The sequence below is a fragment of the Streptomyces sp. NPDC107538 genome (assembly GCF_055657445.1).
In genome coordinates this window covers 148,493-164,338 of the sequence record NZ_JBVKAY010000012.1, presented here as the reverse complement: position 1 = coordinate 164,338, position 15,846 = coordinate 148,493, and the positions used below count along the sequence as shown (strand labels likewise).

Genomic DNA, 15,846 nt, shown 5'->3' with positions numbered 1-15,846 from the left:
TGGAGGAGCCACGGCGATGGCGGAATTCACCAGTTCGAGCATCACGATCGAGGCTGCGGCGGCCGACGTCATGGGAGTGATCGCCGACTTCGCCCGCTACCCGGACTGGACGGGAGAGGTGAAGGAGGCGGAGGTCCTCCGGACGGACGAGCAGGGGCGGGCCGAGCAGGTCCGGCTGGTCATGGACGCCGGCGCGATCAAGGACGACCAGACGCTGGGGTACACCTGGACCGGGGCGAACGAGGTGTCCTGGACGCTGGTCAAGTCCCAGATGCTGCGCTCCCTCGACGGCTCCTACCTCCTCAAGCCGGTGAGCGCCTCGGTGACCGAGGTGACCTACCAGCTCACCGTCGACGTCAAGATCCCCATGCTCGGCATGATCAAGCGCAAGGCGGAGAAGGTCATCATCGACCGGGCCCTGGCGGGCCTGAAGAAGCGGGTGGAGTCGGGCGCGTAGCCGACGGCCACCCCGGGCCGTCCCCCCCAGCTGCGGGCAATCGTGCCGCTGGGGCGGCACGGGTGGGCGCAGGCGGCACCCTGTGAGCGCCGGCAAGCGCCCCCACGCCGCGCTCAGCCCGGCGCCGGGTGCCGACGCGGCTTCGGGGTGCCCGGCACTGGGTTACCGTTCACCCCCATGCGCACCATCCTGATCACCGGGCAAGGCGGCAGCGGCCGTACGACGGTCGCCGCGGCCACGGCCGTGGAGGCGGCCCGCGAGGGCACGCGGACGCTCGTGCTGAGCGCGGACCGCACCGACAGCCTGGGAGCGGTGCTCGGGGTGGCGACCGGCGCGGAACCCGTCCGGGCCGCGCCGAACCTCACCGCCTGGCGCCCCGACGCCGCGGCCGGCTTCCGCGAGGACCTCGTCGCCTTCCAGCAGCGCGCCACCTCCGTCCTCGACCTGCTCGGCGCGGGCCGCCTGGACGCCGAGGAACTCACCCCCCTCCCCGGCGCCGAGGAACTCGCCCTGCTCCGGGCCCTGCGCGACGCCGCCCTGTCGGAGGCGTACGACCTGCTCGTCGTCGATCTGCCGCCCGCCCCCCAGGCCCTCGCCCTGCTCGGCCTCCCGGAGGAGCTGCGCCGCTATCTGCGCCGCCTGCTCCCGCCCGAGCGCCAGGCGGCCCGCGCCCTGCGGCCGGTCCTCGGACGGCTCGCCGGAGTACCGATGCCCGCCGAGTGGCTGTACGAGACGGCCGCCCGCTGGGACGTGGAACTGGCCGCCGTCGCGGCCGTCGTCGAGGACCCGGGCACCAGCGTGCGCCTGGTCGCCGAACCGGGCCCGGCCGGCGCCGACCACGTACGCCTCGCCGGCGTCGGACTCGCCCTGCGGGCCCTCCCCGTGGACCTGCTGATCGCCAACCGCGTCCTGCCCGAGGGCGCCGACGGCACCTGGCTGGCCGGCCTCGTCGCCCAGCAGCGCAAGACGCTGGACGAGTGGAGGGAATCGGGGGAGACCCGCCCCGTACGGGGCGTCGCCCACCTGGGCCACGACCCCCGCGGCGTCGACGACCTCACCGCTCTCCACGTCCCCGGTACGGGTGACGCCCCCGCCCGCGTCGAGTGGGCCGTCACCGACAACCTCGGCGACGAGGGCGTGCTCGTCTGGCACATCCCGCTGCCCGGCGCGATACGGGACGAGCTGGATCTCGTGCGGCGCGGCGACGAGTTGGTCGTCACGGCCGGGCAGTTCCGCCGTATCGTTCCGCTGCCGTCCGCACTGCGCCGCTGCACGGTCGACGGCGCGGCCCTGCGCGACGGCGAGCTGAGGGTCCGTTTCGCGCCGGACCCCCGGTTGTGGCCCCGGACACGGTGAACCGCATACCCCCGTTCGGGTAACGTCGAAGGTACGAACCGTAGGCAGGAGCCCGCCATGAGCGAAGAGCGCCCCACGTCCGACGCCGCTCACGAGGACGCGGCCGCTCGCAAGGACGCGGCCGAGGCGCCGACGGCCGAGTCGGTACGCGAGAGCGATCGCGTGCGCGCCACCGATTCCGACGCCTGGGCGACGGCGTGCGAGGAGGATCTCGCCGCCGAGAAGGCCCGCCGCCGGGCGAAGTACGGGCCGCCGCCGGGCTCGGCCGCCGAGGAACTGCGCAAGCTGGTCGACACCGTCGCGGACAAGCTGTCCGGGCTGCAGTCGCCGTTGCTCGGCGCGGTCGCCGGGGGCGCGGCCCAGCAGATGGTCCGGCAGGTCGTCCGCCAGGCCAAGGACGCCGTCGAACCCGTCATCGAACGCAACCCGGACGTCTTCGACCATCTCGCCGCCGCCGGCGGCGAACTGCTCGCCGCGTACCGCTCCGCCGTCGAGGCCCAGGAACGCCGCTGGACGAACCGGGACACCTCCCACCGGGGAGATCGCGACCAGGGCGACGATCCGGGCCCCGGAGAACGCATCGACCTGGACTGACGGCGGGCCCGTCCGCCCGCCGGACGTCAGGAGTCCCGGGGCAGGGCCTCGGGTACGGTTGGCCGTAGCGGGGCTCGACCGAAACTGAGGGATTCATGGGACTCACCATCGGCGTCGACATCGGCGGTACCAAGATCGCGGCCGGTGTGGTCGACGAGGAAGGCAACATCCTCTCGACCCACAAGGTGCCGACCCCGGGCACGCCCGAGGGGATCGTGGACGCCATCGCCGCCGCCGTCGAGGGCGCGCGAGCCGGACACGAGATCGTCGGTGTCGGTATCGGCGCGGCCGGTTACGTCAACCGCGAGCGGTCGATGGTCTACTTCGCCCCCAACATCGACTGGCGCAACGAGCCGCTCAAGGAGAAGGTCGAGGCCCGTGTGGGCCTGCCGGTCGTCGTGGAGAACGACGCCAACGCCGCCGCGTGGGGCGAGTACAAATTCGGCGCGGGCAAGGGCCACCGCAACGTCATCTGCATCACCCTCGGCACCGGCCTCGGCGGCGGGATCATCATCGGCAACAAGCTGCGCCGCGGCCACTTCGGTGTCGCCGCCGAGTTCGGCCACATCCGCATGGTCCCCGACGGGCTGCTGTGCGGCTGCGGTTCACAGGGCTGCTGGGAGCAGTACGCGTCCGGCCGCGCCCTCGTCCGGTACGCCAAGCAGCGCGCCAACGCCACCCCGGAGAACGCGGAGCTGCTCCTCGGCCTCGGCGACGGCAGCCCCGACGGCATCGAGGGCAAGCACATCTCCATGGCCGCCCGCCAGGGCGACCCGGTCGCCGTCGACTCCTACCGCGAACTCGCCCGCTGGGCCGGCGCCGGCCTCGCCGACCTGGCCTCCCTCTTCGACCCCTCCGCCTTCATCGTCGGCGGCGGCCTCTCCGACGAGGGCGAACTGGTCCTCGACCCCATCCGCAAGTCCTACAAGCGCTGGCTCGTAGGCGGCAACTGGCGCCCCGTCGCCGAGGTCATCGCCGCCCAACTCGGCAACGAGGCAGGCCTGGTGGGCGCCGCGGACCTGGCAAGAGAACCCGACCCGATCATGTAGACACCGCCCGGCGGCACCCCCGCGCCCCTTTTTGTCTTTGTCTTTTAGGGGCGCGGGGAACTGCGCGAGAAACCACGACGCACCGGCACTCGCAAACGGACAATTGCACCCGAGTTATTAGGCGTACATTGATCCACATGCCGCCGCTCCCCAACTCCCGCACGAACCCCGACGGTTCGGCAACCATCCGCGTCCTCAGCTACAACATCCGCTCCATGCGCGACGACACCGCCGCCCTCGCCCGAGTGATCACCGCCTGCGCCCCCGACCTGGTCCTCGTCCAGGAAGCCCCCCGCTTCTTCCGCTGGCGCAAGAAACTGGCGCGGCTGGCCGCGGCCTCGAACCTCGTCACCCTCTCCGGCGGCGCCACCGCCTCCGGCCCCGCGCTGCTGTGCAACCTCCGCGCCACGGTCGAACACACCGAGGACATCCTGCTGCCGCTCACCCCCGGCCTGCACCGACGCGGCTTCGCCACGGCCGTGGTCCGCTTCGGCCGCGCCCGCCTCGGCGTCCTGTCCTGCCATCTCTCCCTGCAGAAGGACGAACGGTACGAGCAGGGCGGCCTGCTGCTCGACCACCTGGCCGGCCTGGGCGTGCCCCACGCGGTCGCGGGCGGCGACCTCAACGAGCGCCCCGGCGGCCGTACGTTCCGCCGCCTCTCCGGTGAACTGCAGGACTGCTGGGCCACCACCCCCTGGGGCGGCGAGTACAGCTCCACCCCCACCGACCCCCACCAGCGCATCGACGCGATCCTGGCGACCCCCGGCATCGAGGTCCTCGGCTGCGGCGTCCCCCTCGACCAGCCGGGGATCACGGAGAACGACCTGAGGGCGGCCACGGACCACCTCCCGGTCCTGGCCGCCCTCAGAGTGCCCGCCGCGTCGGCCTAGCCAAAGGCTTGGGCTCGGGCGGTGACGGTGGCGGTGGGTCAGACGACCGCGCCCCGCCCCGGATCGTCGTCGTCCTCGTCGCCGTGCTGCATGCGCATCACCAGCGTGGCGAAGCCGCCGAGGAAGCCGCCGATGCCCAGGGTGGTGAGCCACCAGGTCATCTCCCAGCCGAGCAGTACGGCGAGCAGCAGCAGGACGGGGCCGCCGGCCACCCCCAGCCAGGCGAACTTGGCGGTGGCGTCGGCCTCGGGAAGCGGGGGCGGCTCGGGCGGCACGAAGTGGCCCTCGTCGTCCTCGTCGGCGGCCTCGTCACCCTTGTCCGGGTCCTCGCCCACCGGATCGGGCACGCTGTAGTCCCGCGGGCCCCCGCCGACGCCGGGGGCGAAGGCGACCGAGCTGCCCAGCGGCTTGGGGGCGGCGGGGCCGGCGGCATCGGGGGACTTGTCCGGGGAGTCCTCCGGCTCGGCCTCCATCAGGGCCAGGTCCTCCACCGACCTGAACGGCTTGGCGCCCGGCGGGTCCGGCGGCTCGTCCCCGAACCCGGCGACGATGGCCTGCCACGCCGCGTCCTCGTCGAACGGCACGTGCTGCTCCTCGCCCAGGTGCTGCTCCTCGGACGGCGGCCCGCCCGATGACCCGCCCGGCGTCTCGCCGGACGAGGCACCCGCGGAACCGCCCGGGGAGTCACCGGGCGAGGCGCCGAGGGGCGCTCCCTGCTCCTCCGGCTCACGCTCGGAGTCGTGCTCAGCCACCAGTGGCCGTCCCTTCCCTCTGCTCCAAGGATCCCGGACCGCTTCGCTCCGCGGACCCCGAACCAGACTGCTGTACGGATTCCGCGTCGGACTCCTTCACCCGTGCCGCCCCGGACTCGGCGACGAGCCGGGTGACGAACGCGTGGCTCTCGGCGAAGATGCGGTCCGCGTCGTGGTCCAACGTCGCGACATGATGGCTCTGTTCCAGCAGGATCTCCGTGACGTCCGTCGACGACACCCGGCCGAGGACACGCTCGGAGTCGACGGGCGGGACCACATGGTCCCGCGTGCTGTGCAGCAGCAGCAACGGCTGGGTGACCTGGGGCAGTTCGCCGTCGACGAGGCGCAGGAAGGTACGCAGGGAGTGCGCCGCGTGCAGCGGCACATGGCTGTACCCCACCTCCTCGACGCCCTCCTTGGCTATGTCGCTGGTGATCCCCTTGGTGGTGGGGACGAAGTGCCGCAGCAGAGGAAGGGCGTGCGCGGCCGGGCCGTGCACCTTGTTCGCCGGGTTGACGACCATCACGCCGTCGACCGCGTCCCCGTGCTTCGCGGCCAGCCGCAGCGCCAGCGCACCGCCCATGGACAGCCCCGCGACGAAGACGTGCGCACAGCGCTCGCGCAGGACCCGCAGCTCGCGGTCCACCTCCGCGTACCAGTCCTGCCAGCCCGTCGGGCGCAGATCCTCCCAGCGGGTGCCGTGTCCCGGCAGCAGGGGCAGCGCGACGGTCAGCTCCCGCGCGGCGAGATACTCCGCCCAGGGGCGCAGCGACTGCGGGGACCCGGTGAAGCCATGGCAGAGGAGGACTCCGACCTCCCCGCCCTCGTGGTGGTACGGCTCGGCTCCAGGAAGGACCGGCACGGTTCGGTCTCCTGTTCATGAGAAGGGTGTGAATGAAGTCCGGATGTGGTTCACCGTACGCGACCGCACTGACACCGACCAGGGGCTTCGCTCGGTGGGGGCCGACACCGGCCAGGGGCGCGGGACGCGTGCTCCGGCGTCCGGGTTAAGGTCTGATCCACGGATCACAGAGAGGCACTCGGGTGTTGTACGGCGCGATGAAGGTCGCAATCGGGGGACCGCTCAAGGTCACCTTCAGGCCCTGGGTGGAAGGCCTGGAGAACATTCCGGCCGAGGGCGCCGCGATCCTCGCGAGCAACCACCTCTCCTTCTCGGACTCCTTCTTCCTCCCCGCGGTCCTCGACCGCAAGGTCACCTTCATCGCGAAAGCCGAGTACTTCACCACCCCCGGGATCAAGGGCAAGCTGACGGCCGCCTTCTTCAAGGGCGTCGGCCAGCTCCCCGTGGACCGCTCCGGCGCGCGCGGTGCGGGTGAGGCCGCGATCAGGAGCGGGATAGAGGTCATCGAGAGCGGCGAGCTGTTCGGCATCTACCCCGAGGGCACCCGCTCGCCCGACGGCCGCCTTTACCGCGGTAAACCCGGCGGCCTGGCCCGCGTGGCCCTCGCCACCGGCGCGCCCGTGATCCCCGTCGCCATGATCGACACGGAGAAGATCCAGCCCCCCGGCAAGGTCCTTCCGAAGGTGATGCGCCCCGGCATCCGGATCGGCAAGCCCCTCGACTTCAGCCGCTACCAGGGCATGGAGCACGACCGCTTCGTCCTGCGGGCCCTGACCGACGAGGTCATGTACGAGATCATGAAGCTCTCCGGCCAGGAGTACGTCGACATCTACGCGACCGCCGCCAAGCGGCAGCTCGCGGACGCGGCCAAGGCCGAGAAGGAGGCCGACAAGGCCGCCAGGGCCGCCCTCGCCAAGGCGGAGAAGGACCGGGCGGCTTCGTAACGGCCGGGTTCCCGGGTACGGTCGCGTTCCCGGACACGACCGTCGTGGGCGGGGTGGGGTGGGGGCATGCCGAAGCGCGAGCGGGTCATGACGATGTCGGTCGAGCAGCCGCTGTGGCGCGCGCTCACCGGCTACCGGATCCTGACGATGATCTACGCGGTCGGTCTCTTCGTCAGCGCCTACGACAAGTTCGAGCGCCCCTGGCTGGCCGTCGCCTACTTCGCGGTGCTGGCCGGCTGGACGCTGGTGACCCTGCCCAAGGTCGCCAACGCCGCGAGCTGCACCAAGCGGTTCCTGGCGGCCGACCTCACCGTCGCGATCGTCGGCATCCTGCTCACCCGGCTCGCCGACTCGACCGCGCGGGTGGAGGCCGGGGGCCCCACGCTGCCGTCGATCTGGACCGCCGGCGCCGTGCTGGCGTTCGCCGTCAAGGGCGGCTGGCGCTGGGCAGCCTTCGCCTCCACACTCGTCGCCGTCGCCAACCTGATCCACCGGGGCGCCCCCACCCGCGACACCGTCCACAACGTGCTGCTGGTCTGGGTCGCCTCCATCGCCATCGGGTACGTCGTCGAGGTCGCCCGCGCCTCCGAGCGCACCCTCGCCCGTGCCCTGGAGATCGAGGCCGCCACCCGCGAACGGGAACGCCTCGCCCGGGACATCCACGACAGCGTCCTGCAGGTCCTCGCCATGGTCCAGCGGCGCGGCACCGCCCTCGGCGGCGAGGCCGCGGAGCTGGGCCGGATGGCCGGCGAGCAGGAGGTCGCCCTGCGCACCCTGGTCTCCGGCGGCCTGGTCCCCGTCTCCCGGGTCTCGGAGGACGCGGCGCGGGGAGCGCTCGTACGGGCGGTGGACGAACCCGACACGGACGACGGTGCCGCCTCGGACCCCGTGGACCTGCGCGCCCTCCTCGCCCCGTACGCCGGCGCGACGGTCACCTTCTCCGAACCCGGCGGTCCGGTACCGCTCGCCCCGGGGGCCGCGCGGGAGCTGGCGGCGGCCGTCGGCGCGGCCCTGGACAATGTGCGCGAGCACGCGGGCGACGGGGCCCGCGCCTGGATCCTGGTCGAGGACTGGCCGGACGAGATCATCGTGACCGTACGGGACGACGGCCCCGGCATCCCCGACGGCCGGCTCGCCCAGGCCGAGGGCGAGGGCCGGCTCGGCGTCGCCCTCTCCATCCGGGGACGGCTGCGCGACATCGGCGGTACGGCCGAACTGATCTCGGTGCCCGGACAGGGCACGGAAGTGGAACTGAAGGTGCCCAGGGCCGTGGAGGGCCCGAAGGGCGTACGGGGGAAGGCGGAGCAGCGATGACGGAGCGAGTGGAGAGCGTGCAGGGCGTGGCGAGCGGGGAGAGCGTGCGCGACGGCGGCGCGGCGGACGCACCGGGAGCGGGACAGTCCGGCGGACGCGGACCGGTCAGGGTCATGGTGGTCGACGACCACCCCATGTGGCGCGACGCCGTCGCCCGCGACCTGGCCGAGGCCGGTTTCGACGTGGTCGCCACGGCGGGCGACGGCGAGCAGGCGGTCCGGCGCGCCCACGCCGTCGTGCCGGACGTCCTCGTCCTGGACCTCAACCTGCCCGTGAAGCCGGGCGTGCGGGTCTGCAAGGAACTGGTCGGCGCCAACCCGGCGCTGCGGGTGCTCGTCCTCTCGGCGAGCGGGGAGCACGCGGACGTCCTGGAGGCGGTGAAGTCCGGCGCGACGGGCTATCTACTCAAGTCCGCCTCGACGGAGGAGCTCATCGACGCGGTCCGCCGCACGGCCGTGGGCGACCCCGTCTTCACGCCGGGCCTCGCGGGCCTGGTCCTCGGCGAGTACCGCCGGCTCGCCTCCGAGCCCGCCCCCGCGCCGGGCGCCGACGAGCCCAAGGCCCCGCAGCTCACCGACCGCGAGACCGAGGTGCTGCGGCTGGTCGCCAAGGGCCTGAGCTACAAGCAGATCGCCGAACGCCTCGTCATCTCGCACCGCACGGTCCAGAACCACGTCCAGAACACCCTGGGCAAGCTCCAGCTCCACAACCGGGTGGAGCTGGTCCGCTATGCCATAGAGCGCGGTCTCGACGACGAGTAAACGCGACGAATCACCCCAAGGGGTGAGGGTGAGTTGATCATCTCCGATCAACTCACCCTCAATCGGCCCCAATTCGCCGGAACGCGCCGGAATTGACCTCCCGTTCATGCCGAAGTGACCTGGATCACTATTAGCGTGGCCCTCGTCAGGCAACCGCGGCGAAGGGACATTTCCATGCGCGTCGGAGTACTCACCGGAGGCGGCGACTGCCCCGGGCTCAACGCCGTCATCCGGGGCGTCGTCCGCAAGGGCGTCCAGGAGTACGGCTACGACTTCGTCGGCTTCCGGGACGGCTGGCGGGGGCCGCTGGAGAACGACACCGTCCGCCTCGACATCCCCGCCGTACGCGGCATCCTGCCCCGCGGCGGCACGATCCTCGGCTCCTCGCGCACCAACCCGCTCAAGCAGGAGAACGGCATCCGCCGGATCAAGGACAACCTCGCCAAGCAGGAGGTCGAGGCGCTCATCGCCATCGGCGGCGAGGACACGCTCGGGGTGGCGGCGCGGCTGTCGGACGAGTACGGCGTGCCGTGCGTGGGCGTCCCGAAGACGATCGACAACGACCTCTCCGCCACGGACTACACCTTCGGCTTCGACACGGCGGTGGGTATCGCCACGGAGGCCATCGACCGCCTCCACACGACCGCCGAGTCGCACATGCGGGTCCTGGTGGTGGAGGTGATGGGCCGGCACGCCGGCTGGATCGCCATCCACTCCGGCCTCGCCGGCGGCGCCAACGTCATCCTCATCCCCGAGCAGCGCTTCGACGTCGACAAGGTGTGCGCCTGGGTGACGTCCCGCTTCAAAGCCTCGTACGCGCCGATCGTGGTCGTCGCGGAGGGGGCCATGCCGAAGGACGGCGAGATGGTCCTCAAGGACGGCTCGCTCGACTCCTTCGGCCATGTCCGCCTCTCCGGTGTGGGCGAATGGCTGGCAAAGGAGATCGAGCGGCGTACGGGCAAGGAGGCCCGGACGACCGTCCTCGGCCACGTCCAGCGCGGCGGGACGCCCTCCGCGTTCGACCGCTGGCTCGCGACGCGGTTCGGTCTGCACGCCATCGACGCGGTCCGCGACCGTGACTTCGGCAAGATGGTCGCCCTCCGTGGCACCGACATCGTCCGCGTCCCCATCGCCGACGCGACGGCCCGCTTGAAGACGGTCGACCCGAAGCTGTACGAGGAGGTCGGGGTGTTCTTCGGCTGAGGGGCGCCTGAGAGCGCGGGGGGCGCGGTTTCGTCGGCGGGTGCGGGTGGGTGGGGGCTTCTCGCGCAGTTCCCCGCGCCCCTGAAAAGCCGGGGCTGCGCCCCGCGCTTTTCAGGCCCGCCGCCGGTCGCCTTTCAGACCGCGGAAGGCTGGTCTTCCGGGCTGCGGAGGGCTGGTCTTCCAGGCCCGCAGGGGCCTGGCTTTTCAGGCCCGCGGGGGCCTGGGCTTTCAGGCCCGCAGGGGCCTGGGCTTTTAGGGGCGCGGGGAACTGCGCGAGAAGCCCCACCGGCCCGCACCCGAACGCCGACCTAAATCGCCCGCAACGACCGAACCCCCGCCACCAACTCCCGCACCACACCCACCCCGTCCAACGTCAGCACCGACTCCGGATGGAACTGCACCCCCGCGAACCCGGGCCCCCGCAGCGCATGCACCTCCCCGCTCCCGCTCCGGCTCACCTCCACCCCGCGCGCCGCCAACTCCCCGGCCGTCTCGTCGTCGCAGTGGGCCACGAAGCTGTTGTAGAACCCGACGGTCTCGGCCCGCCCGAACAGATCGATCCCGGTCTGCGCCCCCTGATACGGCACCTCCTTGCGCACGATCTCCAACCCCAGCTCCAGCGCGATCAGTTCGTGCCCGAGACACACCCCGAGCACCCCGTACCGATGCCCCCGCAACACCTCGGCGGTCAACGCCCGCAGCCCCCGCATCCTGGGGTCGTCGAGGTCACCGGGATCCCCGGGACCGGGCCCCAGCACCACCACCCCCTCGTGCGCGAGCACCCCCTCCCGCAGCCCCGGCTCGTCGTACCGCCGTACCGTCACCTCCAGCCCCGACGACCGCAGCAGATGCGCCAGCATCGCGGTGAACGTGTCCTCGGCGTCCACGACGAGCGCGTGCCCGGTCAGCTCGCCCGTCCGCTCCCGCATCCGCAGCCAGAACGGCGCCAGCGAGGCCCGCCGCCCGTCCAGCGCCGCCCGCACCCGCGGGTCGTCCGCCAGGGCCGGCCGCTCCGGCGCGGAGCCGGGCCGCCCCGGCCGTACCCCGAGCGCCGCCAGCACCCCCGCCGCCTTCGCGTGCGTCTCGGCGACCTCGCCCGCCGGATCCGAGCCCCGGACGAGCGTGGCCCCCACCGGCACCCGCAGCCGCCCGTCCGCCGCGATGTCGGCCGTACGGATCAGGATCGGCGAGTCCAGAGTCTGCGCACCGCCGGCGTCCCGGCCCAGCAGCGCCAGGGCGCCCGCGTAGTAGCCGCGCCCACCCACCTCGTGCCGCTCGATCACCCGGCACGCGTTCTGCACCGGCGACCCGGTGACGGTCGCCGCGAACATCGTCTCCCGCAGCACCTCCCGCACATCCAGCGAGGACCGCCCGCGCAGTTCGTACTCGGTGTGCGCGAGGTGCGCCATCTCCTTGAGCCGGGGCCCGACCACGACCCCGCCCATGTCGCCGACCGTGCACATCATCTTGAGCTCCTCGTCGACGACCATCGAGAGCTCCTCGATCTCCTTGCCGTCGGCGAGGAAGGCCAGCAGATCCTCCGGCGTCGGCCCGTCCGCCGGGTAGCGGTAGGTCCCGCTGATCGGGTTCATCACCACCGTCCCGCCGGACATCCGCACATGCACCTCGGGGCTCGCGCCGACGAGCGTGCGCTCCCCGGTGTGCACGACGAACGTCCAGTACGCGCCCCGCTCCCCCTCCAGTAGCCGCCGGAACAGCGCGAGCGCGTCCGCGCGGCCGAAGCCCGGGATCATGCCCTCGTACGTCCGCCGGATCACGAAGTTGGCGCCCTCGCCCCGCCCGATCTCCTCGCGCAGCACCCGGCCGACGATCTCCGCGTACGCCTCGTCGTCCACGTCGAAGCCACCGTCCTCGACCCGGACGTCATGGGTGGGCAGCTGCCCGAGGGCACGGTCCAGCGGCAGTTCGTAGGACTCCTCGGGGGTCAGCACCGCCAGGGGCGTGCCGTCGTCGCGGACGTCGAAGCCGCGTTCGCGGATCTGCCGGAAGGGGATGAGCGCCAGCCCCTCGTCGGGGAGGTCGGCGAGCCGTTCGCAGTCGGTCACCGGGCCGATCAGCAGCTCCACCGTGTCGTGGTCGTGGAGGCCGGGCGTGCGCCGGCGCAGCAGGGCGAACGGGCGGTCGTCGGACAGGAGCCGGGTCAGGTCCATGGGTTCCTCTTCCCTGGGGATCACCGTCGTCGCGTTGATCGTGATGGTGATCGTGATCGTGATCGGGGAGGAGCGGCCGGGCCCGGAAACGCCGAAGGCCGCCCCTCGGGCGGCCTTCGCGAAGTCTTGCGTACGCGCAGTCAGTGGGCCGCCGGATGAGCGGTCCACCACCAGTTCTGGGTCGAGTGCGCGAACATGCGCCGCACCTTACCGGACGTCTCACGGGAACTCACGTGATCCCCACCCGTCATTCAACTTATGATCATCGCTGCTTCTGTTCTTTGACATGTTCTAGTCGATTTATGATCACGGAAGGGCGAGTGTGTCACTCCAACGGAGAATGAGGCCCCTGGCCTTCGTCGCGGCGGCGGCCGCACTGTTCGCCGGGCTCACCGCACAGCCCGCGGCGGCCGCGGACGAGCCGGTGATGACGAAGCTGTCGCTGAACGGCGACCGGTTCAAGATGACCGACACCAGCACCGTGTCGGCGGCCACCACCCTCGACGGCAAGCTGGCGGACGCCGACCTCGCGGACGTCGTCACCACCAACTACACGACGGACTCCTCCGGGGCGAGCGACCCCTGGATGAACCTGCGCACCATGCGCGCGTGCGCCGGGAACGAGACGAAGGCCCTGCCGCCGGTGAGCACGAAGGTCGCCTGGTGCTGGTCCTCCGCGCACGGCGACGACACCACCCCGCGCTGGTGGCCGCAGGGCATGAGCAGCACCGGTACCGCCGACGGGGCCGACGGCGCCATCCAGGACAAGCGGGTCACGGCGGTCGCCTGGCACTACGAGACGTTCAAGACGAACGCGGCCGGCGACTACGAGGCCAACGACAAGTGCCGCACCAACAACCTGCTCAAGCTCACCCTCATCGACCGTGACACCAAGAAGTACCGCCACATCCTGCTCGCCGAGCCCACGGAGGGCGGCGCCGACTTCAAGTTCGTCACCGGCCACGGCGGCGGCATCGTCTGGTACGGCAACTACCTCTACGTCACGGACACCTCCAACGGCATCCGTGTCTTCGACATCAACAAGCTCGGCAAGGTCGACACCTACGGCTCCGGCCTCAACTCCTACGGCATCGACAGCGCCGGGAAGTCCAGCGCCTGCGGCTACCCGTACGTGCTGCCGCAGGTCCACTACTACAAGCAGGCCTCCCCGCCGCCCTCGGGCGCGTGCGACACGGACGCCGTCAACGGCACGCCCGACGCCGACTCCCTCTGCTACTCCTGGCTCTCCCTCGACAAGTCCGGCGGCAGCCCGTACAAGCTGGTCACCGGTGAGTGGTTCGGCACCGCCGCGGGCGGCCGGGTGGTGCGCTACCAGCTCAATCCGACGAGCGCCTCGACCTATCCGGGGCTGCTCAACATGTCCGGCGGCAAGACCGTGATCCAGGACGCGTACACCGCCGACCGCTATGTGGGACTCCAGGGCGGCATGACCTGGACCGACAGCGCCGGACTGCTGAACTTCGCCTTCCACAAGGGCTGCGCCCTCCAGCCCGCCGTGTTCTCGCACACCTGGGTCGGCGACACCCGGGCCACCACGGCCTGCAACCGCACGGTCGGCGACACGGTCTACGCCAACGGCAACTGGGCCGTCGGCACGCCCCAGGCGCTGAGCTACTGGCCGAAGCTCGGCACGGAACAGGTGGAGGAGCTGTGGGGGCTGACCGAGCACATCTGCGCCGGTACGTCGCTGCGCGCGAGCTACCCCCACGAGTTCAAGGCCGTCGAGGAGCCCGACGAGAAGCAGAACGCCTGTGACAGCTACAACAGCGCGGCGAACCTGTCGCTGCGCACGGTGTTCGCGGTCGGCTTCGACGACAGCGCGGTCATGAACCTGCACTGACACCGGCGGCCCGGGGCCACCCGGCCCCAGGCCACCGTCCCGACGGACCCCGCTCCAGTCGAGCGGGGTTCGTCTCACTTGATGAGCAGCGGGATGGACGCCCGACATGACCCCGTAATGTGGGGGTCGTGACCGTGAACGCTAAGTCCAGCGCGAGCGCTGGCAACACCTGGCGAGACCTGCCCGCGGCGCAGCAGCCCGAGTACCCCGACACCGAGGCTCTGCGCGCAGTCGTTGCGGAGCTCGAGTCGTATCCGCCGCTCGTCTTCGCGGGCGAGTGCGACCAGCTGCGCGCCCGGATGGCGTCCGTCGCCAAGGGAGAGGCGTTCCTCCTCCAGGGCGGCGACTGCGCCGAGGCCTTCGACGCCGTGTCGGCCGACCACATCCGCAACAAGCTGAAGACACTGCTCCAGATGGGCGCGGTCCTCACGTACGCGGCCTCCGTGCCGGTCGTGAAGGTCGGCCGGATCGCCGGGCAGTACTCCAAGCCCCGCTCCAAGGGCACCGAGACCCGCGACGGCGTGACGCTGCCGACCTACCGCGGCGACTCGGTCAACGGCTTCGACTTCAACGAGGCCGCCCGCATCCCGGACCCCGAGCGCCTGAAGCGGATGTACAACGCCTCCGCCTCCACGCTCAACCTGGTGCGCGCCTTCACCACCGGCGGTTACGCCGACCTGCGCCAGGTGCACGCCTGGAACCAGGACTTCGTGAAGTCGTCCCCGTCCGGCCAGCGCTACGAGCAGCTCGCCCGCGAGATCGACCAGGCGCTGAACTTCATGCACGCCTGCGGGGCCGACCCGGAGGAGTTCCGCACCGTCGAGTTCTTCTCCTCGCACGAGGCGCTGCTGCTCGACTACGAGTCGGCGCTGACCCGCGTGGACTCGCGCACGGGCCACCTGTACGACGTCTCCGCGCACATGGTGTGGATCGGTGAGCGCACCCGGCAGCTGGACCACGCGCACATCGAGTTCGCCTCGCAGATCCGCAACCCGATCGGGATCAAGCTCGGCCCGACGACCACGGCCGAGGACGCCCTGCAGTACATCGAGCGCCTCGACCCGCACCGCGAGCCGGGCCGCCTCACCTTCATCGTGCGCATGGGCGCGGACAAGGTCCGCGACAAGCTGCCCGAGCTGGTCGAGAAGGTCACCGCCTCCGGCGCGACCGTGGCCTGGGTGACCGACCCGATGCACGGCAACACCTTCGAGGCGGCCTCGGGCCACAAGACCCGCCGCTTCGACGACGTGCTCGACGAGGTCAAGGGCTTCTTCGAGGTCCACAAGGGCCTCGGCACCCACCCGGGCGGCATCCACGTGGAGCTGACCGGCGACGACGTCACCGAGTGCGTGGGCGGCGGCGACGAGATCTTCGTCGACGACCTGCACCAGCGCTACGAGACCGCCTGCGACCCCCGGCTCAACCGCAGCCAGTCGCTGGACCTGGCGTTCCTGGTGGCGGAGCTGTACCGGGACTAGTGCCGGCTGTGACAGCGGTGTGGAGTGGGGGGGGGGGGCAGGGCGGGGCCCCGCCCCCCCCCACCTTTGGGGTTCCGGGGTGCCGGGGCAGGGTGGGTGGGCGCCCCGGGTCATGGGGGGGGGGGAACGGATGGACGCAGGGGGGGGGTGAAAC

15 protein-coding genes are annotated in these 15,846 nt (G+C 71.7%); 11 read left to right on the top strand and 4 right to left on the bottom strand.

The window, feature by feature from the left end:
• Positions 1-16: 16 nt before the first annotated feature.
• From ACZ7MG_RS33295 to ACZ7MG_RS33275, 5 genes are all read left to right on the top strand, one after another.
• The gene (locus tag ACZ7MG_RS33295; protein ID WP_471394326.1) at positions 17-457 is read left to right on the top strand and encodes an SRPBCC family protein; all 441 of its coding nucleotides are present in this window, start codon (positions 17-19) and stop codon (positions 455-457) included.
• A 177-nt stretch (positions 458-634) separates the two neighbouring features.
• Positions 635-1,813, top strand: a complete 1,179-nt coding sequence (locus tag ACZ7MG_RS33290) for an ArsA family ATPase (protein WP_471394329.1) — start codon at positions 635-637, stop codon at positions 1,811-1,813.
• A gap of 57 nt (positions 1,814-1,870) precedes the next feature.
• Complete coding sequence (locus ACZ7MG_RS33285; protein ID WP_471394331.1) at positions 1,871-2,407, top strand: DUF5304 domain-containing protein; 537 nt, start codon at positions 1,871-1,873, stop codon at positions 2,405-2,407.
• Positions 2,408-2,502: 95 nt separating this feature from the next.
• Positions 2,503-3,456: an ROK family glucokinase gene (locus ACZ7MG_RS33280; protein ID WP_471394334.1), complete on the top strand. Its 954-nt coding sequence runs from the start codon at positions 2,503-2,505 to the stop codon at positions 3,454-3,456.
• 137 nt (positions 3,457-3,593) lie between these two features.
• Positions 3,594-4,346, top strand: coding sequence for an endonuclease/exonuclease/phosphatase family protein (locus ACZ7MG_RS33275; RefSeq protein ID WP_471394336.1), 753 nt, complete (start codon positions 3,594-3,596; stop codon positions 4,344-4,346).
• 38 nt (positions 4,347-4,384) lie between these two features.
• Here the strand turns inward: ACZ7MG_RS33275 and ACZ7MG_RS33270 are convergent, their stop codons facing one another.
• Entirely contained in the window at positions 4,385-5,098 is a 714-nt protein-coding gene (locus ACZ7MG_RS33270) for a hypothetical protein (protein ID WP_471394339.1), read from the bottom strand.
• Complete coding sequence (locus ACZ7MG_RS33265) at positions 5,091-5,960, bottom strand: alpha/beta hydrolase (protein ID WP_471394342.1); 870 nt, start codon at positions 5,958-5,960, stop codon at positions 5,091-5,093. The genes ACZ7MG_RS33270 and ACZ7MG_RS33265 overlap by 8 nt, the downstream gene beginning before the upstream one ends.
• Before the next feature lie 197 nt (positions 5,961-6,157).
• On the opposite strand from ACZ7MG_RS33265, the gene ACZ7MG_RS33260 reads away from it, so the two are divergent.
• The 4 genes from ACZ7MG_RS33260 to ACZ7MG_RS33245 all read left to right on the top strand — a co-directional run bounded on the left by ACZ7MG_RS33260 (position 6,158) and on the right by ACZ7MG_RS33245 (position 10,182).
• A complete protein-coding gene (locus ACZ7MG_RS33260; protein ID WP_471394345.1) occupies positions 6,158-6,904 on the top strand; it encodes a lysophospholipid acyltransferase family protein in 747 nt (248 codons plus the stop codon).
• A 66-nt stretch (positions 6,905-6,970) separates the two neighbouring features.
• Positions 6,971-8,218, top strand: a complete 1,248-nt coding sequence (macS, locus tag ACZ7MG_RS33255; RefSeq protein ID WP_471394348.1) for a MacS family sensor histidine kinase — start codon at positions 6,971-6,973, stop codon at positions 8,216-8,218.
• A 113-nt stretch (positions 8,219-8,331) separates the two neighbouring features.
• Positions 8,332-8,979 (top strand): response regulator, encoded by a 648-nt coding sequence (locus tag ACZ7MG_RS33250; RefSeq protein WP_471394700.1) that lies wholly within the window; start codon positions 8,332-8,334, stop codon positions 8,977-8,979.
• Between the two features lie 174 nt (positions 8,980-9,153).
• Positions 9,154-10,182: a 6-phosphofructokinase gene (locus ACZ7MG_RS33245; RefSeq protein WP_471394351.1), complete on the top strand. Its 1,029-nt coding sequence runs from the start codon at positions 9,154-9,156 to the stop codon at positions 10,180-10,182.
• Between the two features lie 308 nt (positions 10,183-10,490).
• On the opposite strand, the gene ACZ7MG_RS33240 is transcribed toward ACZ7MG_RS33245, so the two are convergent.
• Both ACZ7MG_RS33240 and ACZ7MG_RS33235 read right to left on the bottom strand, forming a co-directional pair.
• The gene (locus ACZ7MG_RS33240) at positions 10,491-12,353 is read right to left on the bottom strand and encodes an anthranilate synthase family protein (protein WP_471394354.1); all 1,863 of its coding nucleotides are present in this window, start codon (positions 12,351-12,353) and stop codon (positions 10,491-10,493) included.
• A 140-nt stretch (positions 12,354-12,493) separates the two neighbouring features.
• Positions 12,494-12,550 (bottom strand): trp operon leader peptide, encoded by a 57-nt coding sequence (locus ACZ7MG_RS33235; protein ID WP_071528813.1) that lies wholly within the window; start codon positions 12,548-12,550, stop codon positions 12,494-12,496.
• A gap of 143 nt (positions 12,551-12,693) precedes the next feature.
• On the opposite strand from ACZ7MG_RS33235, the gene ACZ7MG_RS33230 reads away from it, so the two are divergent.
• Positions 12,694-14,214, top strand: a complete 1,521-nt coding sequence (locus tag ACZ7MG_RS33230; RefSeq protein WP_471394360.1) for a hypothetical protein — start codon at positions 12,694-12,696, stop codon at positions 14,212-14,214.
• A 128-nt stretch (positions 14,215-14,342) separates the two neighbouring features.
• Entirely contained in the window at positions 14,343-15,692 is a 1,350-nt protein-coding gene (locus ACZ7MG_RS33225; RefSeq protein ID WP_471394363.1) for a class II 3-deoxy-7-phosphoheptulonate synthase, read from the top strand.
• Positions 15,693-15,846 lie beyond the last annotated feature (154 nt).